This is a genomic window from Cytobacillus sp. FSL R5-0377, from assembly GCF_038004385.1.
GTDB lineage: Bacteria > Bacillota > Bacilli > Bacillales > Cytobacillaceae > Cytobacillus.
Genome location: NZ_JBBORA010000001.1, coordinates 2,640,640 through 2,666,968, shown reverse-complemented (window position 1 = coordinate 2,666,968; position 26,329 = coordinate 2,640,640). Strand labels below are relative to the sequence as shown.

The 26,329-nt window shown below is 44.7% G+C and carries 23 protein-coding genes; 1 reads left to right on the top strand and 22 read right to left on the bottom strand.

Annotation, left to right across the window (positions count from 1 at the left end; genetic code table 11):
- Positions 1 to 180 precede the first annotated feature (180 nt).
- Positions 181 to 702 carry a DUF2529 domain-containing protein gene (locus tag NSQ49_RS13755; protein WP_251284780.1) on the top strand — a complete coding sequence of 174 codons (522 nt, stop codon included), beginning with the start codon at positions 181 to 183 and terminating at the stop codon, positions 700 to 702.
- Between the two features lie 38 nt (positions 703 to 740).
- On the opposite strand, the gene hxlA is transcribed toward NSQ49_RS13755, so the two are convergent.
- From hxlA to NSQ49_RS13645, 22 genes are all read right to left on the bottom strand, one after another.
- The gene (hxlA, locus tag NSQ49_RS13750) at positions 741 to 1,367 is read right to left on the bottom strand and encodes a 3-hexulose-6-phosphate synthase (RefSeq protein ID WP_251284781.1); all 627 of its coding nucleotides are present in this window, start codon (positions 1,365 to 1,367) and stop codon (positions 741 to 743) included.
- A gap of 80 nt (positions 1,368 to 1,447) precedes the next feature.
- Positions 1,448 to 2,287 carry an SDR family oxidoreductase gene (locus tag NSQ49_RS13745; protein WP_251284782.1) on the bottom strand — a complete coding sequence of 280 codons (840 nt, stop codon included), beginning with the start codon at positions 2,285 to 2,287 and terminating at the stop codon, positions 1,448 to 1,450.
- Positions 2,287 to 3,360, bottom strand: a complete 1,074-nt coding sequence (gene uxuA, locus NSQ49_RS13740) for a mannonate dehydratase (protein ID WP_251284783.1) — start codon at positions 3,358 to 3,360, stop codon at positions 2,287 to 2,289. The genes NSQ49_RS13745 and uxuA overlap by 1 nt, the downstream gene beginning before the upstream one ends.
- Entirely contained in the window at positions 3,357 to 3,992 is a 636-nt protein-coding gene (locus NSQ49_RS13735) for a bifunctional 2-keto-4-hydroxyglutarate aldolase/2-keto-3-deoxy-6-phosphogluconate aldolase (RefSeq protein WP_251284784.1), read from the bottom strand. Before NSQ49_RS13735 ends, uxuA begins: the two co-directional genes overlap by 4 nt.
- 11 nt (positions 3,993 to 4,003) lie before the next feature.
- Positions 4,004 to 5,023, bottom strand: coding sequence for a zinc-binding alcohol dehydrogenase family protein (locus NSQ49_RS13730; protein WP_251284785.1), 1,020 nt, complete (start codon positions 5,021 to 5,023; stop codon positions 4,004 to 4,006).
- A gap of 11 nt (positions 5,024 to 5,034) precedes the next feature.
- Positions 5,035 to 6,309 (bottom strand): TRAP transporter large permease, encoded by a 1,275-nt coding sequence (locus NSQ49_RS13725; protein WP_251284786.1) that lies wholly within the window; start codon positions 6,307 to 6,309, stop codon positions 5,035 to 5,037.
- Positions 6,306 to 6,800, bottom strand: coding sequence for a TRAP transporter small permease (locus NSQ49_RS13720; RefSeq protein WP_251284787.1), 495 nt, complete (start codon positions 6,798 to 6,800; stop codon positions 6,306 to 6,308). The genes NSQ49_RS13725 and NSQ49_RS13720 overlap by 4 nt, the downstream gene beginning before the upstream one ends.
- 78 nt (positions 6,801 to 6,878) lie before the next feature.
- Positions 6,879 to 7,883, bottom strand: coding sequence for a TRAP transporter substrate-binding protein (locus tag NSQ49_RS13715; RefSeq protein WP_251284788.1), 1,005 nt, complete (start codon positions 7,881 to 7,883; stop codon positions 6,879 to 6,881).
- Between the two features lie 26 nt (positions 7,884 to 7,909).
- Entirely contained in the window at positions 7,910 to 8,920 is a 1,011-nt protein-coding gene (gene allD / locus NSQ49_RS13710; RefSeq protein WP_251284789.1) for an ureidoglycolate dehydrogenase, read from the bottom strand.
- Positions 8,921 to 8,930: 10 nt separating this feature from the next.
- On the bottom strand, positions 8,931 to 9,476 hold the full coding sequence (gene hxlB / locus NSQ49_RS13705) for a 6-phospho-3-hexuloisomerase (protein WP_251284790.1): 546 nt from the start codon (positions 9,474 to 9,476) through the stop codon (positions 8,931 to 8,933).
- Positions 9,477 to 9,486: 10 nt separating this feature from the next.
- Positions 9,487 to 10,443: a sugar kinase gene (locus NSQ49_RS13700; protein WP_251284791.1), complete on the bottom strand. Its 957-nt coding sequence runs from the start codon at positions 10,441 to 10,443 to the stop codon at positions 9,487 to 9,489.
- Between the two features lie 20 nt (positions 10,444 to 10,463).
- A complete protein-coding gene (locus NSQ49_RS13695; RefSeq protein WP_251284792.1) occupies positions 10,464 to 11,468 on the bottom strand; it encodes a LacI family DNA-binding transcriptional regulator in 1,005 nt (334 codons plus the stop codon).
- Positions 11,469 to 11,650: 182 nt separating this feature from the next.
- Positions 11,651 to 13,258 carry a CTP synthase gene (locus NSQ49_RS13690; protein WP_159863481.1) on the bottom strand — a complete coding sequence of 536 codons (1,608 nt, stop codon included), beginning with the start codon at positions 13,256 to 13,258 and terminating at the stop codon, positions 11,651 to 11,653.
- Between the two features lie 275 nt (positions 13,259 to 13,533).
- Positions 13,534 to 14,115 carry a DNA-directed RNA polymerase subunit delta gene (rpoE, locus tag NSQ49_RS13685; protein WP_251284793.1) on the bottom strand — a complete coding sequence of 194 codons (582 nt, stop codon included), beginning with the start codon at positions 14,113 to 14,115 and terminating at the stop codon, positions 13,534 to 13,536.
- Positions 14,116 to 14,473: 358 nt separating this feature from the next.
- Entirely contained in the window at positions 14,474 to 14,650 is a 177-nt protein-coding gene (locus tag NSQ49_RS13680) for a hypothetical protein (protein WP_201306511.1), read from the bottom strand.
- A 143-nt stretch (positions 14,651 to 14,793) separates the two neighbouring features.
- A complete protein-coding gene (gene icmF / locus NSQ49_RS13675; RefSeq protein ID WP_251284794.1) occupies positions 14,794 to 18,060 on the bottom strand; it encodes a fused isobutyryl-CoA mutase/GTPase IcmF in 3,267 nt (1,088 codons plus the stop codon).
- A 46-nt stretch (positions 18,061 to 18,106) separates the two neighbouring features.
- Positions 18,107 to 18,751 carry a TetR/AcrR family transcriptional regulator gene (locus tag NSQ49_RS13670; protein WP_251284795.1) on the bottom strand — a complete coding sequence of 215 codons (645 nt, stop codon included), beginning with the start codon at positions 18,749 to 18,751 and terminating at the stop codon, positions 18,107 to 18,109.
- Between the two features lie 279 nt (positions 18,752 to 19,030).
- Entirely contained in the window at positions 19,031 to 20,170 is a 1,140-nt protein-coding gene (locus NSQ49_RS13665) for an acyl-CoA dehydrogenase (RefSeq protein ID WP_341070743.1), read from the bottom strand.
- 52 nt (positions 20,171 to 20,222) lie between these two features.
- Positions 20,223 to 21,353, bottom strand: coding sequence for an acyl-CoA dehydrogenase (locus NSQ49_RS13660; protein ID WP_251284797.1), 1,131 nt, complete (start codon positions 21,351 to 21,353; stop codon positions 20,223 to 20,225).
- A 48-nt stretch (positions 21,354 to 21,401) separates the two neighbouring features.
- Positions 21,402 to 22,253, bottom strand: a complete 852-nt coding sequence (locus NSQ49_RS13655) for a 3-hydroxybutyryl-CoA dehydrogenase (RefSeq protein ID WP_159863487.1) — start codon at positions 22,251 to 22,253, stop codon at positions 21,402 to 21,404.
- A gap of 219 nt (positions 22,254 to 22,472) precedes the next feature.
- Positions 22,473 to 23,660 carry an acetyl-CoA C-acetyltransferase gene (locus tag NSQ49_RS13650; protein ID WP_251284798.1) on the bottom strand — a complete coding sequence of 396 codons (1,188 nt, stop codon included), beginning with the start codon at positions 23,658 to 23,660 and terminating at the stop codon, positions 22,473 to 22,475.
- A gap of 309 nt (positions 23,661 to 23,969) precedes the next feature.
- Complete coding sequence (locus NSQ49_RS13645; protein WP_251284799.1) at positions 23,970 to 26,081, bottom strand: heterodisulfide reductase-related iron-sulfur binding cluster; 2,112 nt, start codon at positions 26,079 to 26,081, stop codon at positions 23,970 to 23,972.
- Between the last annotated feature and the right edge of the window lie 248 nt (positions 26,082 to 26,329).

Genomic DNA, 26,329 nt, shown 5'->3' with positions numbered 1-26,329 from the left:
AGGTTTAAAACCATACTGAATTATGACTGCAGGTCACTTAACTATACATTCTCCTTAAGCTAATTTCTCTGTGAAACATGATTATTCCTTCTTATTTTAACAATTACCTATGATTATTTTACCTTTCCTTCCCTATTCTCTATAATAGAACCGCAGGAAGAGATGAAGGAGTGAACCGATTTGCTGAAGATGTTTTCCACCCAGCTGACAGGCTTATTTAAAAGACTTCAGGAAAAGGAAGAATTTTCCATTGAGGACAGTGCCCGCCTTTTGGCACAGGCTGCTGCCGGTGATGGGAAGATATATATTTACGGAACAAAAGAAATGAGTGCGATCGGCTATGAAGCCGTTCAAGGCCAGGAGCCTCTCCGAGATGCTGCGATTTTGGAGAAGGATTCCGAAGTCTCTGAAACAGACCGGGTCATCATCTTTTCAAGATATTCAGATGACGAAGAGGCAGCCGCTCTGGCAATATCCTTGTCTGAAAAAGGGATCCCTTTTGTGGCAGTAAGCACCTTAAGGACTGAGAGCACGGGCAGCCTGGCTGAATTTGCCGATGTTCATATAGATTTAAAGCTTGCGAAAGGCCTTCTGCCTGACGAAGAGGGCAATCGCTTCGGCTATCCAGCCTCCATGGCTACTTTATTTGTTTATTATGGAATTAAGTTTACGATTGATGAGATTTTAGCGGAGTTTGAATAATAGATGAGCAGAATTGCCCCCAAACCCGGGGGCTGCTGTCATTTTTTCAGCTTGTTTCTTATTGCTGAGCTGGCTTCTTTTGGTCTTTTATTGCCGGTGATTGCACTTCCAACAATGACTACATCGACCATACTGTCCATCAATTCTCCAGCTGTCCTTTCTGAAATCCCGCCTGCAATGGCGACTTCGATATCATTTAACCCTTCTAATAAGCTGAATAGAGCAGGATGCGCTATAGAACCCTCATTCTGCATGTCCTTTCCTATATGGAGACAAAATAAGTCAGCCCCCAATTCATATAGGTTCTTAACTCTTTCTGCGTCCTGAATTCCCAGCAAATCAATCATAATTTTTTTACTTTCGGCATTTGCAATTTCTAATGCCTGTTTTATCGTGCTGTTAGGCGAAAAGCCCATTACGGTCATAACGTCCGCTCCTGCTTTAAAGGCCTGTTCTGCTTCATGATTTCCTGCGTCACACGTTTTCATATCCGCTACAATTGTTTTTTCTGGGTATGCAGCCTTCATTTCCCGAACGATCTTCATGCCATATTCCTTAATTACGCCTGTCCCAATCTCAATCCAATCAATATTTTCACTAGTTTCATCTGCAATGCGGAAACATTCCTGTTCAGTTAGGCGGTCAAGTGCAAGCTGAATTTTCACTTCTATTCTCCTTACTTTTTAGAATTGCTTTTTATAAGAAAGCAGCCACAGGACTGATTCCTGTGGCCCTTTTTCCCTGTTTAAACTCCTGAGTATGCCATAAATCCACCGTCAACAGGTACCGTAATACCTGTTACAAAACCGGAATATTCTTCATCAGCTAGCCACAGCAGCACACCAAGCAAATCTTTTGGCTGGCCAAATCTTTTCATTGGTGTGTGAGCAATAATTTTTTCTGATCTGGCCGTATAAGAACCATCCTCATTCAATAATAAATTACGGTTTTGATTTGTCAGGAAAAATCCTGGTGCTATAGCATTTACCCGCAAGCCTGTTTCTGCAAAATGTACAGCCATCCACATGGTAAAATTATTAATGGCTGATTTGGCTGCACTATAGGCTGGCACTTTGGTCATCGGGGAGTAGGAACTCATTGATGAGATATTAATAATGATGGGTGACTTCTGCTTTAGCAGTTCTACTCCAAACACCTGGCTGGCTAAAAAAGTCCCTGTAAAGTTGCTGGCAAATACTTGGGAGAATCCTTTCTCATCCATATCAAAGAAGGACTTTTCAGAGGAAGATTCCACATTATAGGTTTCTTCAGAAGTAATAGCATCGGGGTGATTACCGCCTGCGCCATTAATTAATATATCCACACGCCCAAAATGACGGATTACTTCTTCCCTTGCTTTTTCCAGGGATTCGCGATCCAGGACATCTGCCGCAACCGCAAATGCTGTTCCGCCAGCCTTTTCAATTTCAGCTGATACTGCTGCTCCCTTTTCTGCCGTACGATTAAGAATGGCCACGTTCACTCCATGTCTTGCGAGCTCTCTCGCCATTTCCGAACAAAGCACACCGCTTCCACCTGTAATCACAGCTGTTTTTCCATTTAAGTTTTCATGTATTGGAAACATTAGCATTCTCCTTGTTTAACAGATTGATAGGCATCCCATAATCCGTGAAGATACATGATCCCAAGAGCCCGGTCATATAATCCGTATCCCGGCCTGCATTCTTCACCCCAAAGATGTCTCCCGTGGTCAGGACGCACGTAACCCTCATATTGAATCTCGGATAATTCCTTGACCACTCCTTTTATATTGATTGAACCATCTGCTGTTAAATGAGAAGTTTCAACAAAATCACCATTGTTGAATATCTTTACGTTTCGAATATGTGCAAATGGGGACCTTTGAGCAAATTTTGCTGCGAGTTTAACCATATCATTTTGCGGATTGGCTCCCAGCGATCCCGTGCAAAAAGTAATGCCGTTGGAAGGGGAATCAGAGATAGAAAGGAGCTTATGCAGACTATCTTCTCCCGTCATGATTCGCGGCAAGCCAAAAATGGACCAGGGCGGATCGTCCGGGTGGATAGCCATCTTGATGCCCGCTTCTTCTGCAACTGGAAGTATCTCCTGCAGGAAATAACGCAGATTGTCCCATAAGTCCTCTGCACTTATATCCTGATATGCTGCAAATAACTCTTTAATCCGGGACATTCTCTCTGGCTCCCAGCCAGGCAGAGTCAAATCAGAAGCATCGGAAACCGTTTTGATTAAATCCTGCGGATCGAGGTTTTCCACTTTGTTCTTTTCATAAAATAAGGCCGTTGAGCCATCTGGAAGTGCGCGGTATAGGTCAGTCCGTGTCCAATCAAAGACAGGCATGAAGTTATAGCAAATAACCTTAACCCCGAATCCCCCCAGGTTCCGAATAGTTTCCTTATAATTCTCTATATATATGCCCCTTTCATTGTTTCCCAGCTTAATAGATTCATGTATATTAACACTTTCCACCACATCTGCATGAAACCCAAAGGACTCTATATACTCAACTTCAGATTTAATCTCATCCGTTTCCCAAACTTCTCCAGCTGGCTTCCTGTGAAGGGCCCACACAATTCCTTTTACATTGGGAATCTGTTTGACTTGTTCAAGAGTTACGGTATCATTATCCCTTCCATACCATCGAAAGGTCATATTCATTTTTCCCCGCCCCCATTAATTGCTTCGACATATTTTTCACAAAGTGATTGAACTGAAACTTTACCGCCAGCTTTATACGCCTTGTTTAAGTCACTTCCAATACCAGCTGCAACAGCACCGGCTTCAAGCCACGCACCGACATTATCTAAATTCACCCCGCCAGTGGGCATGATGCGTACCTGTGGCAGGGGACCATTGACTGCACCGATAAATGATGGATCAAAACGATTGGCCGGGAACAGCTTTACAATGTCACAGCCATATTCGAGCGCTGTCATGATTTCAGTTATAGTCATGCATCCAGGTAAATATGGAATGCTGTACCGGTTGCAAAGAAGTGCTATATTTTTATCAAAATGCGGACTTACAACAAATTCTGCCCCATTTAAAATGGCATGACGGGCTGTTTCCGAATCCAAAACTGTCCCTGCCCCGATTACACCGTCTGAACCTCTTAAAGCCTGGAACACTTTTTCTGCTTCAGGTGTAGTATAAGTCACCTCAATAGCACGAAATCCCCCTTCAATGGCTGCCTCAGAAATATCAATCGCTTCCTCAGGTGTCTTTCCGCGTACGACTGCAACCACTTTCGAATCTACCAGCTGTTTAAGCTTTTCTAATTTTAAGTTCATCTAATCTCCCCTTAATCGAAAACAATAACTGCTTTTCGAACATGGTCAGGATGGCCCTCCACATATTGGAATGCTTCCTGTACTTCACTTATTGAAAATTGGTGGGAAATAAATCCGTTTGATTGAAGCTTCCCTTCATTGAGCAGAGATACAACCTTTTCAAATTGGTGTGTCTGCAGCCTGGAACCAGCAATGGTTACTTCTTTTTTAGTGATTGGGAGCTGCGAAATGGATGATGGCCGTTCATCAAACCCAAGCACAACTACCGTTCCTGCCGGAGATACAAGATTGACGCTAAGCTCGAAGGTAGAAGGCAGACATACTGCATCAATCACAACATTTGGGCCTTCTCCATCTGTCAATTCCAATACTCGCTCTTCTACAGACATTTCCGATGCGTTAATGATTTCATCTGCCCCATTTTCTTTTGCAAATGCTAATCGCTCCTGCTTCAGGTCACTGATAATGACTCTTGCTCCCTGCAACTTCGCCATTTTTAAAATGCATATACCTATCGGGCCGCTTCCCTGGATGAATACAGTGTCTCCTTCTCCAACATCCCCGCGCCACACTGCCTGAGCTCCAATAGTATAGGGTTCAGCCAATACGATTTCATCCCACTCCAAAGATGAACCCACAACATGGAGCTGTTTTTCAGGCAATACAAATAATTCCCGCAAGCCTCCATCTTCATGAACACCAAAAACAGATAGAGACTCACATACATTAGGGCGTCCTTTCCGGCATGCATAGCATTCTCCACAGTAGCGGATTGGCTCTACTACAACATGGTCACCTGGTTTAATTCCTGAAACATTTGACCCGACTTCAACGACTTCTCCTGCCACTTCATGACCCACAATTCTTGGGTAAGTGGCCAGCGGATTTGTTCCATGGTAAATATGCATATCAGATCCGCAAATTCCAACCCTTTTCACCTTTACCAGGACCTCATCGGGATTGCTTATAACAGGTGCTTTTATATCCATAACTTCCATTTTCATTGCACCTGGAATTTGAACTGCTTTCATTTTACTGCCCCCTATTCAAATAAACTTGGAAGAAACAGCGAGATTTGCGGAACAAAAGCCACAAGCATTAAGACTGCCAGACTGACACCTAAAAATGGCAGTAATTCTTTTGCTGTTTTCCCGATTGAGATCTTGCCGATTTGTGAGGCTACGAATAAACATACACCAACCGGTGGTGTTACAAGTCCAATAACAAGGTTCAATACCATCATGACACCAAATTGAACCGGATCCATGCCAATGGAAGCCGCTACTGGCAATAACACCGGGAAAAGGATGACTAGTGCCGCAATCGTCTCCATGAACGTCCCAACAAACAACAGCAGCAAGTTAATCAATAAAATAACGACAATTGGGTTTGATGAAATCCCCAGAATCGCATCTGCAACCATTTGAGGAATCTGCTCACTTACCATAATCCAGCCAAACAGGTTGGCAAATCCTACGAGAAGCATGATAGAGGCCGTACCTGTCATGGATGAGAGCATAATTTCCGGAATTTTTTTAAATGGAAGCTCTTTATAAACGAAGATTCCAATGACAAAGGCATACAATACTGCAATAACAGAAGCTTCAGTCGGTGTGAAGTAGCCTCCGAGAATTCCATACATAATAATAACGGTCATAAACAGTGCCCAGAACGCACCAGTGAAGCTTTTCCAAATTTCCTTTAATGACTTTCGTTCCCCTTTGGGGTAATTTCTTTTAACAGAAATGATATAGGTTGGAATCATTAATCCCAGGCCAAGTAATATTCCCGGCAGAGCACCAGCCAAAAACAGATCGCCAATAGACACTGACGCAAGTGTCCCGACGATAATCATCGGAAGAGACGGAGGAATAATCGGTCCAACGGTTGATGAAGATGCCGTTACAGCAGCAGAAAAACCTGCTCCGTATCCTTCCTTTTTCATTGCAGGAATAAGAATAGCTCCTATGCTGGCTGTGTCTGCCAAAGCTGTTCCTGAAATACCTGCAAATCCCATCGAGGATCCTACATTTGCCAGTCCAAGCCCCCCGCGGATATGGCCGAAGCAATTATTTGCAAACTGAATAATGCGATCTGTAATTCCGCCGGCATTCATTAAGTTTCCTGCGAGAATAAACCCGGGTATACAGAGCAAAACAAAGGAGTTTAATCCTCCAAACATTTTTTGCGGTATGATGCTTAACGGGATATCAGCCAGTATTAAATAAAAAAGTGAAGATAGGCCAAGGCTGAATGCGACTGGCACGCCCAGGAATATTAGGATTATGAACGAGAAAAACAAAATGGCTGCCATCATAGTTCCCCACCACCCATTTGTGAATTAAAGTCTTCCTGATTTCGGACTAGCCTAATGATTTTGACAATTGAATATAGCAATAAAAACAAACTCATGATAAAAATGGCAGCGTGAATGGCCGACATTTGAAATGGCATGGTTGCGGAAGTCTGTGTTTTCCCCAGCTGAATAAAGAACAATCCTTCTTTAACGAGAACCCCGCTTAACAATATAATCAGCAAATAAATTCCTATCTCATAATACCGGCGAAAAGCATGTGACATTTTTGTGAGAATCAGATCCACATTAATAAACTCTCCACGAAGTAAAGCCAGTGGTGCCCCAAAGCAAATGGAGTATATAAACAGATAGCGCGTAAGCTCTTCCGTCCAAATGGCTGAGTATGGTAAATAGCGCGACATGATTTGGATGGTAACAACGATAATAACCCCTGAAAAACTCATAACAGTCAAAAAGGCTAATATTCGGTCAAGCCATATTCGAATCTTCATTTTTTTCATTCCTTCCTTTAATTAAAGGCACTGCTGGCAAAAAAGTCAGCGGTGCCTTTAACTTGTTCAATAAGACTATTATTCTACTTCAAGAATTTTTTCATATAGCTCATACTGTTCTGGCTTAAGGCTGTCTTTAATCGCTGGCTGCATTTTTTCACGGAAGGCATCCTGGTCAACATCAACAAACTCCATGCCTTCCCCTTCAAGTTCAGACTCTATCTTTGAAATCTCTTCATCATATAGCTTTTCTCCAAATGCCTGTGCTTCTTCAGCTGCTTCTGTCACAGCTTTCTTCTGTTCATCATTGAGGGCCTCAAACTGCTTGTTGCCAATTAGAATATAGATCCATGAATAAACATGCTCTGTACGGTTCACGTACTTTTGAACCTCATACAAACCGCCGCTCTGGATTAAGTCCACAGGGTTTTCCTGACCTTTAATAACTCCTTGCTGGAGGCCAGTAAATACTTCATTAAAGTCCATAACCTGCGGCTTTGCGCCTGCTGCTTCCCAGACTTTCAGGAACAATGGAACATTTGGCACACGCATGGAGAATCCCTTCAGATCAGATGGTGACTCAATTGGCTCACTTGAAGTCAGGTTACGTGGAGCACGTGTATGATAATACAAAGGAGTCAAACCAACTTTTTCAGTGATTTCCTTTTCAATTTCTTTACCGATTTCACCTTCTACAACCGTTTTTACATGATCTAGATCACGGAAGGCATAAGGTACTGCCATTAAAGCAGCTTTAGGTGCCCAGTTTTGCATGGTTTCACCTGAAATGACCATGTCTGCTGTACCCGCCTGAATGGCATTGATTGTATCTGTTTCTCCGCCAAGAGAGTTATTCGGGAATATTTGAATCTCAATTTGCCCGTCTGTTTTTTCATTTACGAGATCTGCAAATTCCTCAGCTGTTTTATGCCAAATGTGATTCTCGTCTGCCAAGTGGCCAAACTTCCACTTGATTACCTCTCCCTCTTTCTTCTCGCCACTTGCCCCATTAGAACCGCCTGAACCGCAGGCACTAAGCATCAAAGTCGCTGCTAAAACACCGGATAACCACTTTAATTTCATTGTTTTTCTCCCCTTTATTAATGGATTTAGTTTGTTAAAAACTGATGTACGGTTGAAGCAATTGTGATCCCTTTTTCAAGGTTTTGTTCTTCGTTCATTTGTTCAATTTCACCTGGCACAAGAACACTTTTAAATCCCGGAGCTGGAGGTGCCTGACGGATTTCTTCCATCATTTGATCCATATTTTGCAGGAATGATTCTGCATCTGTGAAGAATCCCGGATTAATCGCACAGAAAAAATGGCCAAGCTTCCGCTTCTTATCCAGATCACCATACATCTTAGCTACATGAGGTCCAAAAGCTGCACCTGCAAGCAAGCCTGAGAAGATGTCGACAATCATTGAGAGTCCATAGCCCTTAGGTCCGCCAAATGGAGATAGTGAGACGACTTTTGAAGGATCTTTTACGGTCTGCCCATTTTCATCCACTCCCCATCCTTCCGGGATTTCTTTTCCTTCTTCTTTATATTGAAGGATTTTTCCGAGAGCTACATTCGATGTCGCCATATCCAGGATGAATGGTTTATGTGTTTTTGCCGGTACACCATAGGCAATCGGATTAGTTCCGAGGAAAGCATCTTTGCCGCCAAATGGGACGACAATTTTATCGGTATGGGTCATCGCAATCCCAATCAGGTTCTCCTCTGCTGCATTTTGTACAAAATAGCTTAATGCCCCGCAATGGCTGCTGTTAATGGCTGTAACCATTCCCACACCATTTTCCTTTGCCATCTGGATAGCATGATTCATGGCCTCATCAGCAATGACGTGTCCAAATCCGTCATCCCCATCCACAACACCTGTCACAGGACCGGTCTTATTGAATGTAATCTCCGCATTAGGATTAATGCCTCCCGCATTAAGACGATTCACATAATGTTCAGTACGCAGTACACCATGAGAGTTAACATTTCTTAAATCCGCATGAATCAGGATTTCTGAAACTTTTTCTGCATGTTCATGTATTAAGCCTGCGTCTGTTAATTTCTGCACTACCAGCTTTTTAGCTTCTTCATGATGAATTGTCACCGTAGACATAATGAGCCTCCTACTCCAGGTTGGTATGTTTCTTGACCATTTCTTCGTTTGAATTTTTTTCTGTTAAACTATCAATAATTGCAGCATCCAAGATAAGATGTGCGGCCTGGTCAAACTGATTTCCAAGCGGCTGAATTGTATCCGGTTCTCCTGAAAGGCGGTATTTTGTCGCTGCAGGAATCTGCATACCCCCAGTAAAGCACGGCTGATGTATCGCCTCTTTATTCGTAGTTATTAAAAATACTTTCGCACCCGTCCTGAAGGCGTTTTCAGAAAAACTTATCGTCTGTCCTGTTTTGGCTGAACCCGATAAAACGATTAGAATATCGTTCTCCTGTATGGCCGGTGTTGTCGTTTCTCCCAAAACATAGACTGTTTTTCCGCTATGCATAAGGCGCATCGCTATCGCCTTTGCCACTAAGCCTGAACGGCCTTCACCAGTAAAGAAAAAGCGTGCATCACTCTTTAGAAGTGCTGCGAAAGAGTCGTATTCGTTCTTATCGATATGTGTACATACTTCTCTCATTTCTTCGAGAATTGTAAGAATGGTATCCATTGTCCACTCCTTATCTTTCAATAATAAGGTCATTATTGATAAAAGCGTTTACTTCACAAAGATAAGGAAGACCTTCATTATCTCCTGAGACGGTTGTAACTAGAGCTCCTACGCCATTAGCAAATTGCAGCAGCCTTTCCTTGCTGAAGCCGTTCAGCCAGCCATAAATGTATCCCGCATCGAAACCATCTCCGGCTCCGACAGTATCAACTGTGGTCACTCGGAAGCTTTCTGCCCGTGTCCAATCTCCATTCCGGAATAGCTTGGATCCGTTAGCGCCATCCTTTATGACTAAATCTCTGATCCCATACTCTCTGGCGAACAGCACAAGTTCATCTTCTTCTTCCATCCCGCTTATTAACCTGATCTCATCTAATCCCGTCAGCAGGATATCAACATGCGGTAGAATTTCTTTATACGCTTTTCTCGCTTCATCAATTGACCAAAGCTTTAGTCTGATATTTGGATCAAAGGAGATGGGAATCTTCTTTTGCTTTGCAGTTTCAATCACTTTTGCAGCAATTTCGATGTTCTTCGGATCGATAGCCAGGAAGACACCTGTAAGATGGACTAGATCCACTTCTTCAAACAGCTCTTCCTGAATCATTTCCGGTGTTAAGGTTAAAATAGGTGAGTTATACCGGTAATAGAATGTCTTGCCCGATCCATCCTCATTAATTTCCTTAAAGTTAAGTGATGTTGGACAGCCGCTTACAAAATCTACACCCGATACATCCACGCCCTCACCCCGGGCGAAGTTATATATGACTCTGCCAAACTCATCATCCCCCAGCCTGCTTATCCACTTGCTGCCTAACCCAAGCCTTGCACATCCAATGGCAAAGTTAAGTTCTGCACCGCCAACCTTGCGTTCAAACTGGGTAACATATCTAAGTGGTCCTTTTACTGCCGGGTTCAGTGTAATCATGGCATCTCCGATTGTTAACACTTTAAATGGTGATGACATTGTTTTCTCTCCTAACACTCTTATAAAGATTCCCGCTCCACTAAAGCAGGAGCGTATCTTTTAATCTCATATACTTCTTCCAATTGAGGATTTCTGATTAAATCTAATAAAATTGAAGCGGCATTATTGCCAATTTCAAAAGTAGGCTGCTTGATAGCTGTTATCGGTGTTGCCGAGATTTCAAGGAAATCAGAGTCATCTACTGCGATAACGCTTATATCCTCTGGAACCTTTAAATTTTTCTTTCTTAAAAATTTTAATAGTTCTATAAGTGAAAGATCGTTTGTAGCAAAAAATGCCTCTGGTGTATCTTCTTTCAGCCACACTTTCTCCAATTCAGGGATTATGTTTTTTCTTTCTGCCGCAATAATCCAATCATCCTTTACTGGCAAATCATTTTGTCTCAACGTCTTCTTGTATCCATTTATCCGTTCAATTCGGGGTGTCACTTTTTGACTTAGGGTCATGGATACAAGCCCTATTTTCTTATGGCCTTTTTGGATGATTTCCTGAACGGCAATTTCGGCAGCTCTCTCGTTATCCAAAAGCAAAGTTGGATAAATCGCTTCTTCAAGCTTTCTATCTACAAAAACGATAGGAAAATTTGAAGCCTTCAGACGCTTATATTGATCTTCATTTCCGATGGTCGGAAAGATAATCAAACCATCCACTTGTTTCGCCAGGAGCATGTCAATGTATGCACGTTCTTTTTCCGGATTATCGTCAGCATTACAGACAAACAGATGAAAATCATTTTTTTCACAGACATCTTCAATGGCCCTGATAATTTCTGTCGAAAAAGTGTGGAGAATATTGGCAACAATTACTCCAATGGTTGATGACTTCTTTTGCTTCAAACTTTTGGCTACGAAGTTTGGGATATATCCCAGCTCACGGATGGCCTCTTCAATTCGCATTTTAGTAGATTCGGCCATATACTCGTAGCGATTATTGATATACTGTGAAACTGTGCTCTTTGATACATTTGCTTTTTGCGCAACATCTAACATCGTTATTTTTTTCATGTTGTATTATCCTCTCGCAAAACCGATTTAGTAAATCGGTTTAGTAAACCGGTTTAGTAAAAGTATAAATGAAAACCTTTTCAATTTCAATACTAAAATTTCTGAATCTTATATTTAAACAGAAATTATCGTAAAAAGGTCCAGACAAAAACCCCCTCCGCATCCGGAGGGGGTTTTTCCCATTATAGTTTCTCGCTGAACTTCAATGATGCCCCAACAAAATCCCTGAATAATGGCTGAGGGCGGGTTGGTCTTGAGATAAACTCAGGATGGAACTGGGAAGCGACGAACCAAGGGTGATCCTTGACTTCGATGATTTCCACCAGGCGGCCGTCCGGGCTTGTACCGGAGAAGACAAAGCCAGCTTTTTCCATATCCTGACGGTAGTGGTTGTTGAACTCATAGCGATGGCGATGGCGCTCATATACCACTTCATCCTTGTATGCATCAAATGCTTTTGTATCTTCATTCAATTTGCAGGCCTGAAGTCCAAGTCTTAGGGTTCCGCCTAAATCTTCGATATCCTTTTGCTCTGGCAGAAGGTCGATAATTGGATGCGGTGTTTCAGGAGCGATTTCTGCTGAGTGCGCCCCTTCAAGGCCCAGTACGTTTCTTGCAAACTCAATGGAAGCCAGCTGCATGCCCAGGCAGATGCCAAGGAACGGCTTTTTGTTTTCGCGCGCATATTGAATGGCAAGGATCTTCCCTTCAATGCCGCGGTCTCCAAATCCACCCGGCACCAGGATTCCGTCCACGTCCTGAAGCAGTTCATTCACGTTTGTGCTGTCCACTTCTTCAGAGTTGATCCATTTGATTTCAATATCAGAATCAAATGCATAACCTGCATGTTTTAAAGCTTCAACAACAGAGATGTATGCATCCTGCAATTCAACATATTTTCCGACAAGGCCGATCTTCGTTTTCCTGGAAAGGTTTAGAACTTTGTCAACCAGCTGCTTCCACTCGGTCATGTCCGCTTCTCCGCAATTCAGCTTTAAATGCTTGCAGACAATTTCATCAAGCTTCTGATCTTGAAGAGATAACGGAATAGAATATAAAGTATCCGCATCTGTTGCTTCAATAACGGCTTCTTTATCGATATCACAGAATAGCGCAATTTTATCCTTCATATCCTGGGAAATTGGCATTTCTGTACGAAGAACGATTACGTTTGGCTGAATGCCAAGGCTTCTCAGCTCTTTTACACTGTGCTGTGTCGGCTTTGTTTTCATTTCGCCTGCTGCCTTGATATAAGGAACCAATGTACAGTGAATGTACATCACATTATCCCGGCCGATATCGCTCTTAATCTGGCGGATTGCTTCAAGGAATGGAAGAGATTCAATGTCTCCTACTGTTCCGCCGATTTCTGTGATAACCACATCAGAGTTGGTTTCATGGCCTGCACGGAACACTTTATCCTTGATTTCATTGGTGATATGCGGAATAACCTGCACCGTTCCGCCGTTATAGTCGCCGCGGCGCTCTTTTCTAAGAACTGTTGAGTAAATTTTACCAGTCGTTACACTGCTGTACTTTGTCAGGTTAATATCAACAAAGCGCTCATAGTGGCCTAAATCCAGGTCAGTCTCCGCGCCGTCACCTGTTACAAACACCTCACCATGCTGGTATGGACTCATGGTTCCCGGATCCACATTTATGTAAGGATCGAATTTCTGGATTGTAACCGTTAACCCTCTGTTTTTCAGCAGGCGGCCAAGTGATGCTGCTGTGATTCCTTTTCCCAGTGACGAAACAACTCCGCCCGTAACAAAAATATACTTTGTCATGAAAAATTCCCCCTTGATATCAGTTTGTGCATAATGATGCAGGTTTAAAGACTTAAAGATGAAAATTCTATTGTGCAGCCTCCGTTTTTTAACCGGAAGCTTATCGATAAGGGATGGTTTAGCTCTTCTTGAAAAGGCACATGGGCCTGTAAAAAAATAAAAAGCGCCCCGCTTACTTAAAAGTAAGTAAGGGAGCGCTATTAGCGTCTAAACGAATCGTCCTTTTTAAAGGAGCCCAAAAAGTATTCTACAAGCCTTGAATCGAAAAGTCAAGATTATAAATTTTCTTCGTCCTCGTCAACGTCGAGGTCATCTTCCTCAAGCTCTTCGTCATCATCACCGAGGTCGAATTCTTCATCTTTATCCACGATATCATCGTCTTCAAAGTCATCATCATCATCTTCAAGATCATCGTCATCGTCAAGAAGATCATCATCATCGTCTTCTGTCAGATCATCATCTTCGAATCCGTCGATATCATCGTAATCGATATCCTCTTCATCCAGTTCATCATAATCTTCAAGATCGAGATCATCGTCGTCCTTCTTCTTCGCCTTTTTCTTCTTAGGCTTGATTACTGTTACAACTTCTTCTTCATATTGATCAACCGGATACCATGAACGAAGACCCCAGCGGTTATCGCCCAATCCGATAAAATGGCCATCTATATTTAAATCTGTATAGAACTGTGCAATTTTCCCCTTGACTTGTTCCTCTGAAAGGTTCATAAGTTTAGCTACTTCACTCATAATGTCATTAAAGGCCATTGGTTCCTTTTTGCTTGTCAGAAGTTCATAAGCCACTTCGATTAATGACATTTCCTGCAATTCTTCTGTTGAGAACTGTTCCAAACTCAATATCAGCACTTCCTTTCCCTATGTAACCGCTCATATAAGCGTGCAAATTAATAACTATATAAATTGAATTTCCGCAGGTCCCTGCAAATACATGCGGACAGCCTGCAAGAAGGCATATTCTTCATTATAAACAAATTTTTACGGTTTATGCCAGTTATATCTGCTGTTCTGCGTATTTTTATGCGATTTAGTATTGATTTTAAATTATTGAAAGGGCTTTGAATAATGTCTGTTCATTTCAGCACAGGGCACGCAGCGAACCCGCGGGGAGGAACGGAACCTCCGACCCAATTAACTCTGCAGGTAAGATTATATGTAATAAAAGACAATAGATTTTGGATTGCCCTTATAAAAGAAGCTACTCTGCCCTTCCCCGTTTCCTGCGCCTCATAGGTCTGTCCCACTTTTTATAGGCCAGCCAGGTGAAGTAGATAGCGAGCAGGAAGAATGCTATGGCTCCCAGCTGTTTTCCATATAAAAAGTAAACACCTGCAGCAGCTGCAAGTATGGCTGCATAGAGCAAGATTTTTTTCATATTTTCACATCCCCAGGTTCCCCGAAGTGAACTGATATGTATTGATTTCATTATATAGGATATGGATGTATTTTATATTAATTCTCTATTAAAAAAATAGTGCAGAAAACAAGGGCCTGCATTGGCAGGCCCTATGGATCCATCTACATATTGCGGCGGTATTGCCCGCCCACTTCGTATAATGCACGGGTAATCTGGCCGAGGCTTGCCACTTTGACAGTTTCCATCAGCTCAGCAAAAATATTGCCGCCGCTGACTGCGGCTTCCTTCAAACGTTTCAGTGCCTCTTCCGATTTATCTTTGTTGCGCTCCTGGAAGCTGCGCAGATTGCGGATTTGCGTTTCTTTTTCTTCCTTCGTTGCCCTGGCTAGCTCCATGTTGTTCATTTCATCCTCTGATGGAGGATTAGGGTTCAAGTAAGTGTTGACCCCAATGATCGGAAGCTCGCCAGTGTGCTTTTTCATTTCATAGTACATGGACTCATCCTGGATTTTTCCGCGCTGGTATTGTGTTTCCATGGCACCGAGAACGCCGCCGCGGTCGTTGATGCGTTCAAATTCCCTCAGCACCTGTTCTTCCACAAGATCTGTCAGCTCATCTACAATGAATGCACCCTGAAGCGGATTTTCATTTTTCGATAAGCCATGCTCTTTTGTAATGATCATCTGGATGGCCATCGCACGGCGGACAGACTCCTCTGTAGGTGTCGTAATGGCTTCATCATACGCATTGGTATGAAGCGAGTTGCAGTTATCCTGAAGCGCCATTAACGCCTGCAGCGTTGTGCGGATATCGTTAAAATCAATTTCCTGTGCATGCAGGGAGCGGCCTGAAGTTTGGATATGGTACTTCAGCTTCTGGCTTCTTTCGTTCGCACCATACTTATCTCTCATAACCGTTGCCCAAATGCGGCGCGCCACACGGCCTAGCACCGTATACTCCGGATCCAGTCCATTGGAGAAGAAAAATGAAAGGTTTGGTGCAAAATCATTGATGTTCATTCCTCTGCTCAAATAGTACTCGACATAGGTGAAGCCATTTGCCAGTGTAAAGGCAAGCTGAGAAATCGGATTTGCACCCGCTTCTGCGATATGGTAGCCGGAAATCGAAACAGAGTAATAGTTGCGGACTTTATGGTCGATAAAGTACTGCTGGATATCCCCCATCATTCGTAAAGCAAATTCTGTTGAGAAGATACACGTATTCTGTCCCTGATCCTCTTTTAAAATATCAGCCTGAACCGTCCCGCGGACCGTCTGCAGCGTTTTCGCCCTGACTTCTGTGAATTCTTCCGGTGTCAGCACGCGGCCAAGCTCCTGCTCTTTCGCCTCAATCTGCTGTTCGATGGCTGTGTTCATGAACATGGCTAAAATTATCGGCGCCGGTCCATTAATCGTCATCGATACAGATGTAGATGGATGGCACAGGTCAAAACCGGCATACAGCTTCTTCATATCATCCAGCGTACAGATGCTGACTCCGCTCTCCCCGACTTTTCCGTAAATATCTGGGCGGTAGTCCGGATCCTCCCCGTACAGGGTCACAGAATCAAAAGCTGTGCTCAGTCGCTTTGCTGCATCATCTTTGGAGAGATAGTGGAAGCGGCGGTTTGTCCGTTCAGGTGTACCTTCTCCGGCAAACTGTCTTTTCGGATCTTCACCCTCGCGCTTGAATGGGAAAACACCTGCTGTATATGGGAAGGAACCCGGCACATTTTCTCTATATACCCAGCGGATGATTTCTCCGTAATCCTTGTACTTCGGAAGTGCTACTTTTGGAATCGACAGCCCGGACAAGCTCTTTGTTTTTAAAACCGTCACGATTTCTTTATCGCGGATCTTTGTGACAAATTGCTCGCCGGTGTATTTTTCCTTCAATTCTTCCCATCCTGCAAGAATGTTCTTGGTTTCAGCCGTAAGCTTTTCTTCTACAGATAATTTAATGGCTTCAAGCGAAGCGATGACTTCTTCGTTTCCTTCTTGTTCTTTAACAGCAAGAAGTGCCCCTTCCAGCTGGAAAAGCTTGCGGGCAAGATCTGCCTGCTCTTCGGCTTTCTTATGGTAGCCGCGGACGGTTTCTGATACCTCGCGGAGGTAATAGCGCTGTTCATTTGGAATAATGACATTCTGCTTTTCCACTTTTGCTTCTTTTGTAAAACTTGTTTTCCAGTCTGTACCTGCTTTTTCATTAATCGTTTCCACCAGTGCCGCAAACACCGCATTTGTGCCCGGGTCATTGAACTGGCTTGCAATGGTTCCGTAGACTGGCATATCTTCAAGCTCTTTTTCAAAAAGCATCCGGCTGCGCTGGTACTGCTTTTGCACCTGGCGCATCGCATCCTCTGAGCCTTTGCGCTCAAATTTATTAATGACAATCAAATCGGCATAATCGATCATATCAATTTTTTCAAGCTGGGAAGGAGCACCGAACTCACTTGTCATGACATACATGGATGCATCACAAATTTCCGTAATGCCGGCATCACCCTGCCCGATTCCGCTTGTTTCCACAATAATCAAATCAAAGCCGGCTGCTTTGACAACCGAAATCGCATCCTGAATTGCAAGCGACAGCTCGCTGCGGGAGTTTCGGGTTGCCAGGCTGCGCATATAGACCCGCGGATTAAAAATGGCATTCATACGGATACGGTCGCCAAGAAGGGCACCGCCTGTTTTTTGCTTTGTCGGGTCAACAGAAAGAATCGCAACCTTTTTCTCCGGAATTTCGTTGATGAAGCGGCGGATCAGTTCGTCTGTCAGCGAGCTTTTCCCGGCACCGCCTGTACCCGTAATTCCCACTACAGGAACCTGCTTTTCCAGTGATTTCACTTTCTCCATGACCGGCTCAAGTGCTGCGGCTGCTTCCTTGCCTACGGTTACCTGATGCTCAGCCAATGTAATCAGCTTGGCAATCGCATTGGTTTCCCCATCCTGAAGCTTTTCAATCTGCTCAGATGCTTCGGCTGTAAACGTCGGGAAATCACATTCCTTGATCATTTGATCAATCATGCCCTGAAGACCATATTGACGGCCGTCTTCCGGCGAGAATATCCGCGCGATTCCGTAGTCATGCAATTCCTTAATTTCCTTCGGGATGATGACTCCGCCCCCGCCGCCATAAATGCGGATGTGGGATGCGCCTCTTTCCTTCAGAAGGTCATACATATATTTGAAGTACTCCACATGTCCGCCCTGATAAGAGGAAATGGCAATGCCCTGCACATCCTCCTGGATGGCAGCATTTACGACCTCCTCAACAGAACGGTTATGTCCGAGGTGGATGACCTCTGCCCCGCTTGCCTGAATGATGCGGCGCATAATATTAATGGACGCATCATGCCCGTCAAACAGGCTGGAAGCCGTCACAAAACGAATATGATTTTTCGGCTTATAGACTTCTGGATTGCTCATCGTTCTCCCCCTTGTCCGTAAACGCAAGCCTTAGCCTGCGCTATTCTTAAGCATTTTCCGAGACCTTTTCGGAATCCTTTATTCCCTGAAAAAGAAGATTGGTCTGCAGCTGGATATATTCCTCGATGCTGTACATCTTCTGCAGTGACCAGCGGCGGAATGCCCACATTTGCCCCTGGACAAAAATGTTATGGGCGATCATCTTGATTTTTTCCTCCGGCAGGTCCAGTTCCCCGTTCTCTACGCAAAGGGTAATGACATGCTCAAACATGCCGACCATTTCTATTTCTTTCTTCAGCACATATGGAAGGGCATCCTTTGTAAGCGCCTTTACTTCCTGGTACATAACAAGGACTTCATCCTGCATTTCGTCAACCACTTTGAAGTAATCGGCGATGCCCTGCTTTAGGCTCTCAAGTGTGCCTTTTTTGGTATCAAGGCCTTTTTGAAGCCGCTCGGCAACCTGATCGTAAATGCTGTCACAAACCAGGTATAGGACGTCTTCCTTCGTACGGATGTATTCATAAAGCGTTCCAATACTAAAACCAGATGCCTTTGCAATCTCTCTAGTTGTTGTACGATGGAACCCTTTTTGGATAAAAAGGGTGACGGCACCTTTAATCATCTGATCGCGTCTTTTTTTGACAAGACGCTCATCTTTAACAGAAGCCTGCACTTCCCGTTTTTTCATTGTTATCCACCGCCCTCCCGGGAATCATCCATTGAATCTGTTTATTTTAAAAAGTTTTTTTCAATATTGTTTTATCATTGAATTCTGTCCGTTGATTTCCGCTGCGGGGAGGAATGGGAACCTCCTCCCGCTGGACATTGATTAAGCTTCCTCGAGTCAACACCGCACGAAGGAAATGCGTCAGCATTTTCGAGGATCAGGTACCCACATCGAGGATCAACTCAGTGGCTAAACTTGAACAGCGACATGAAGTCAATAAACTCTGCGAAAAATCATTAATTATTTCGTTACCATTCGAGAGATTACTAGACGCTGGATTTCCTGTGTTCCTTCGTAGATCTGCGTGATTTTGGCGTCGCGCATGAAGCGTTCTACTGGATAGTCCTTTGTATATCCGTAGCCGCCAAAGATTTGAACGGCATCTGTTGTCACTTTCATGGCCGTGTCACCGGCAAGAAGTTTGGACATAGCTGATTCCTTTCCGTACGGAAGTCCTTCTGACTCCAGCCAAGCCGCCTGGTAAGTTAATAGTCTTGAGGCTTCGATGCTTGTGGCCATGTCTGCCAGCTTGAAGCCAATTCCCTGCTGGGCAGCAATTGGCTTGCCGAACTGGTGGCGTTCTTTGGCGTATTCGATGGAAGCATCCAGTGCGCCCTGAGCGATTCCGACTGCCTGGGCAGCGATGCCGTTGCGGCCGCCATCAAGCGTCATCATGGCAACTTTGAAGCCTTCACCTACATTGCCCAGCACGTTCTCAACCGGAACCTTGCACTCTTCGAAAATAATCTCCGTTGTAGGTGAGGAACGGATCCCCAATTTCTTTTCCTTCTTGCCGACAGAGAAGCCTTCAAAGCCGGATTCCACTATAAATGCGGTTGTTCCTTTATGCTTGGAGGATGGATCTGTCAGGGCAAACACTACATAGATATAGGCAATTCCGCCGTTTGTAATGAAAATTTTACTGCCGTTAAGGACATAATGATCGCCTTCAAGACGTGCTGTCGTTCTCATTCCGCCGGCATCAGATCCGCTGCCAGGCTCCGTAAGTCCATACGCGCCGATTTTTTCACCCTGCGCCATTGGCTTTAAGTATTTTTGCTTCTGGTCTTCGCTGCCGAACTTGAAAATCGGCCAGCCGGCAAGGGAAGTATGGGCTGAAAGAGTTACACCTGTAGAGGCACATACTCTTGAAAGCTCCTCAACTGCGATGCAATAAGCCAGATAATCACTGCCGATTCCGCCGTACTCTTCAGGCCACGGAATCCCGGTTAAGCCAAGCTCCGCCATTTTGTCAAAAATTTCTCTGTCAAAGCGCTCTTCTTCGTCGCGTTCAGCAGCCGTCGGAGCGACTTCATTTTTGGCAAAATCGCGTACCATTTTTCTGATCATTTCATGCTCTTCACTTAATTGGAAATTCATTGTTGGTCCCTCGCTTTATATGGATTCTTGATTTCTTTATAAAAAGACTGCTTTACAGCTGTTTACTGATAACAATCCGCTGAATTTCGCTTGTGCCTTCATAGATTTCTGTAATTTTGGCATCGCGGAAGTAGCGCTCAACCGGGTAATCCTCTGTGTAGCCGTAGCCGCCGAATACCTGGATGGCCTCTGTAGTCACATCCACCGCCGTTTTGGATGCAAACAGCTTCGCCATGGAGGCTTCCAGTCCGCATTTGATGCCGCGCTGGCGCATGTTTGCTGCGCGATAGATTAATAGTTTTGCGGCTTCGACGCTTGTTGCCATGTCTGCAAGCTTAAAGCCGACACCCTGCTGAGCGGCGATCGGCTTGCCGAACTGTACACGCTCCTTTGCATAATCCGCGGCGGCTTCAAAGGCTGCTTCTGCGATTCCGAGTGCCTGTGAAGCAATCCCGATCCGTCCGGCATCCAGATTGGCCATCGCAATCTTAAAGCCTTCTCCTTCACTGCCAAGAAGATTGTCAGCCGGAACCCGCATGTCTTCAAATGTCAGCTGCAGCGTTCTTGAGCCGTGCAGCCCCATTTTGTGCTCATCTTTCCCAAATACAAGTCCTGGCGTATCCTTCTCGACAATGAAAGCGGAAATGCCTTTGCTCCCAAGCTCAGGATTTGTGGAGGCAAATACAATGTATACGTCAGCTTCGCTGGCATTCGTAATGAAAACCTTGGATCCATTAATGACATAATGGTCTCCGTCTTTTACCGCACGGGACTTTAAGCTTCCTGCATCCGAGCCAGCGCTCGGTTCCGTGAGGCAAAAAGCACCAAGATACTCACCAGAGGCAAGCTTCGGAATATATTTCTGCTTTTGCTCTTCCGTACCGAAATAAAGGATCGGATTTGTTCCAACCGACGTATGGACCGATAAAATAACGCCAACTGTCGCACTTACGCGGGACAGTTCATGGATGGCGATAATGTAAGAAGTAAAGTCCATTTCCGCTCCGCCGTATTTTTCAGGAATGGGAATCCCCATCAGGCCAAGCTCGCCCATTTTGCGGAGAATCTCCCGAGGGAACTCGCCCTGCTCCATTTTTTCAACAAAAGGGGCGATTTCCGCCTGGGCAAAATCCCGCACCATTTTTCTCATCATTTCCTGCTCTTCTGTAAATCTCAGGTTCATTTGTATACCCTCCGATGCTGCCCGGCACTTGTGGCCAAGGCCTATTATTTATTCGTAAACGTAGAAGCCTCTGCCTGTCTTCTTGCCTAGCCAGCCGGCTTTCACATATTTTCTTAACAGCGGACATGGGCGGTATTTATCATCGCCAAAGCCTTCATGCAGGGTTTCCATAATATACAGGCATGTGTCCAGGCCAATGAAGTCAGCCAAAGTCAGCGGTCCCATTGGATGGTTCATGCCGAGCTTCATCACTTCATCAATGGCCTCTTTTGTCGCGACCCCTTCATAAAGTGTGTAAACTGCTTCATTGATCATCGGCATCAGAATGCGGTTGGATACGAATCCCGGGAAGTCATTCACTTCAACCGGCACTTTTTGAAGCGTCTTCGTGATGTCTTCAATGGTTTGGTACACTTCGTCTGCCGTCGCGAGGCCGCGGATGATTTCCACAAGCTTCATCACCGGCACCGGGTTCATAAAATGCATGCCGATTACTTTCTCCGGACGCTTTGTTGCGGCTGCGATTTCTGTAATCGGAAGGGATGATGTGTTGCTTGCCAAAATGGCATGCTCTGGTGCAATTTCATCGAGCTGGCTGAAGATCTTCGTTTTGATCTCCATATTTTCAACCGCCGCTTCGATGACAAGCTCCACGTTTTTAGCGTCCTGAAGATCATTTGAAGCGGTTACATTTTTCAGCACTGCTTCCATCTCGTCCGCTGTCATGCGCCCTTTTTCCACCTGGCGGGAAAGATTCTTCTTAATCACACCAAAGCCGCGTTCCACAAATTCCGGCTTTAAGTCGTTTAAGATGACGCTATAGCCTGCCTGTGCACAAACCTGTGCAATTCCTGAACCCATTTGTCCAGCACCGATTACCATAATGTTTTTTACGTTCATTTTTGTATCCTCCGTTCCTGGGTTTGACAGATCGTTTCTCCGTTTGGCCGGTATTTTAATAAAAGTGGCCGGTATATAACCGATTTTGGCCGGTAAATGTTCGTTCCGTCCCGGTTTTTATCCATTTGCCGGGTATATTGATTATTGAGGCCGTGAGGCACCGCCCTTATGTCCGGTAAGACGGCGTTTACCAAAGTGCAGCCGCCTTACCAAAACAAATTACTGCTTTGGAACCTCTATCATTACCGCATCGCCCTGGCCGCCGCCGCTGCAGATAGCCGCGATGCCGATACCGCCTCCGCGGCGTTTCAGTTCGTGCATCAGGGTCAGGATAATTCTTGCTCCGCTCGCTCCAATTGGGTGGCCGAGTGCCACAGCGCCGCCATTGACGTTTACTTTTTCTGCATCTAGGCCGGCAATTTTCCCGCTGGTGAGAGCAACAGCCGCAAATGCTTCGTTAATTTCAAAGAGATCAATCTCTTCCAGGGTTTTTCCTGTCTTTTTCAAAAGAGCATTAATAACAAGGCCAGGTGTCTGCGGAAAGTCTTTAGCTTCCACTGCAAGAGCTGTATGGCCGAGAATATAAGCTTCCGGTTTTTTGCCTTCACGTTCTGCCCGTTCTTCGCTCATTAATACCAATGCTGCTGCCCCGTCATTGACGCCAGGTGCATTTCCGGCAGTGATCGTTCCGTCGGAGTTAAAAACAGATCCGAGTTTAGCGAGCTTTTCTATTGAAGTATCTTTACGTGGTGACTCATCCTGAGATACAACGACCGGGTCTCCTTTTCGCTGAGGAACTTCCACAGGGACGATTTCTTCTGCCAGCTTACCGGCTTCAATGGCCGCAATGGCACGTTCATGGCTTCTCAGCGCCCAGTTATCCTGCTCTTCACGGCTGATTTCGAATTCTTTTGCTGTCGAGTTTCCGTACGTTCCCATATGGACACCAGTGAAGCTGCAGCTTAATCCGTCGTGGACCATTAAATCCTTGACCGCAGAATCACCCATGCGAAGTCCCCAGCGTGCTTTTGGCAAAATGTACGGCGCGTTGCTCATGGACTCCATGCCGCCTGCAACGATGACTTCCTCGTCACCCGCACGGATAATCTGATCCCCTAATGTGACGCTGCGCATCCCGGATGCACACACTTTATTGATCGTTTCTGTTTTCACTTCCCATGGCAAGCCTGCTTTTCTCGCTGCCTGGCGTGAAGGGATCTGGCCCTGCCCGCCCTGAAGAACCGTTCCGAGAATTACTTCGTCTACATCCTCAGGGTTAACGCCTGCACGGTTCAGCGCTTCTTTTACTGCAAATCCGCCAAGGTCAGAAGCTGCAAAGCTGGTGAGCGCTCCGGCAAATTTTCCAAAAGGTGTTCTTACTCCGCTAAGAATTACGGTTTTCCCCATAAAGAATCGCTCCTTTGTACTATTAATTTAAAATGTTCGAAAAATTAATTAGAAAAAAATAGCGTCTATGCTGCAGATCTCATTGAAGTTAACTGTTTGTGAAGGTGCGGTCATTGACTGAACGCTCGCTCGAAAGGACTTGAAATAAATAGGATTTTCCCTGAAAGAATGTAAGCGCTTTTATCATTTTCTATTTTACTAGAAAAATAGCGGAAATTGAAACACTTTACACAAAATTCAGGCAAAAACATTTTCGTCAAAATGCCTTACGGGAATTTCGGACGTGCTTCAATTTCCACTTTCATAATGCTAGGATGCTACATTCCGGCTTTCGCCCACCACAGACTTCTCGAGAATTTCAGCTACATCGTACGTATGAACCTGTTCTTCCACTTCTTTAGCTTTCGTTCCATCAGACAGCATCGTTAAGCAGTATGGACATCCTGAACTGATCACAGATGGATTCACTGCCAATGCCTGCTCTGTGCGTGAGACATTGATGCGGTGTCCGGTTTCTTCTTCCATCCACATCAGGCCGCCGCCCGCTCCGCAGCACATGCCGGTTTCGCGGTTTCTTTCCATTTCCACAAGCTTGACACCCGGAATGCTCTTAAGAATCTCACGAGGAGGATCATACACCTCGTTGTAGCGTCCAAGATAGCAGGAATCATGGAAGGTAATTGTTTCTTCCACTGCATATTGCGGCTTCAGCTTGCCCTCTTCCACAAGCTGGGCAAGAACTTCAGTATGGTGATAAACCTCTGCCTCTAATCCGAAATCCGGATACTCATTCTTGAAAATATTGTAGGCATGAGGGTCGATTGTGACAATTTTCTTCACTTCATTTTTCTCAAACTCTTCAATGTTCTTCGCAGCAAGCTCCTGGAATAGGAACTCGTTTCCAAGACGCCTTGGTGTATCACCAGAGTTCTTTTCCTTATTGCCAAGGATCGCGAACTTGACGCCAGCTTCATTCATTAGTTTTGCAAATGAAAGAGCGATCTTCTGGCTGCGGTTGTCGTAAGAGCCCATGGAGCCAACCCAGAATAAGTATTCGAACTCTTCTCCCGCCTTCTTCATTTCCTTCACTGTCGGCACAAGAACATCTTCACGTGCCTCTCTCCAGTCTTCGCGCTCCTTGCGGTTCAGTCCCCAAGGATTGCCCTGGCGCTCGATATTGGTCATGGCGCGCTGTGCATCCGCGTCCATTTTACCCTCTGTTAATACAAGATAGCGGCGCAAATCAATAATTTTATCAACATGTTCATTCATAACCGGGCATTGGTCTTCACAGTTTCGGCAAGTCGTACAAGCCCATATTTCTTCTTCTGTAATGACTTCGCCAATCAGACTTGGGCTGTATGCAAGGCCAGCCGCAGCTTCTTCTGCACCCTGGCCGGCAGCTGCAAGGGCCAGCTGATTGCCTTTCGTATTAGAAAAAGCAAATGTCGGAACCCATGGCTGCTTTGACGTGACAGCAGCACCGTGGTTCGTTAAATGATCACGCAATTTCAGGATTAAATCCATCGGTGAAAGCATCTTTCCAGTTCCTGTTGCCGGACACATATTGGTACAGCGTCCGCATTCCACACATGCATAGAAGTCGATCATCTGATGCTGTGTAAAATCTTCAATTTTTCCAACACCAAAGCTTTCCTGTGTCTCATCTTCAAAATCAATCGCCTTTAATTTCCCCGGATTGTCCAGCCGGTTGAAATATACGTTGGCCGGTCCGGCGATTAAGTGTGCGTGCTTGGATTGAGGCACATACACTAGGAATGCAAGCAGGAATAATAAGTGAATCCACCATGCGACATAAAATACAGCAATCGAGGCTGTTTCACCCATCCATGAGAACCCGCCTGCAATCAGGGAAGCAACCGGCTCTGTCCAGGTTCCTTCATGGCCATGCCAGATCATGCTCATGCCATTGCCAAGCAGAACGGAAAGCATCAGCCCTCCGATAAAAATAAGCACAAGACCTGATTTGAATCCGCGCTTTAAACGGACAAGCTTTTCCACATAACGACGGTAGAAAGCCCAAATTACTGCTACAAGAATCATGAGGGTCACAATTTCCTGGAAAAAGGTGAACCCGGGATATAAAGGGCCAAGCGGCAAGTGAGCACCAGGCTTAATTCCTTTAATAATAAAATCAATCGCTCCGAATTGGACAAGAATGAAGCCGTAGAAAAACATAACGTGGATGATTCCGCTTTTCTTATCCTTTAAAAGCTTTTTCTGGCCGAATACGTTGACCCAGATCTTCTCAAGGCGCTCTTTCACCTTGCCGTCAAACTCTACCTTTTTGCCAAGCTTGATATATTCAATCCGCGTCTTCACAACATAGACAAACAGGCTCATAGCGTAAGCGGTTACAAGAAGAAATGCAATTAAGTTGATCCATAATAAACCGTTCATAGGCATGGTGCTCCTTTCTCCATCTTAGAAAATTTTAAAAACAATATAATTTTCTGAATTTACTATTACTCCTATTATATTATGAATGAGCATTCAGTCAACCATTTTTCGTTAAACTTGTTCGAAATATTTTATTATTTTCATTTATTAAATTCTTTTTAAAGGTGAAAAGTCCTCCCCTTTTGGGAAGATTTCATGATAGAAAAAGCTCTGCAGGAAATACTAACAGGAAAATCCTGTCGAGAGGA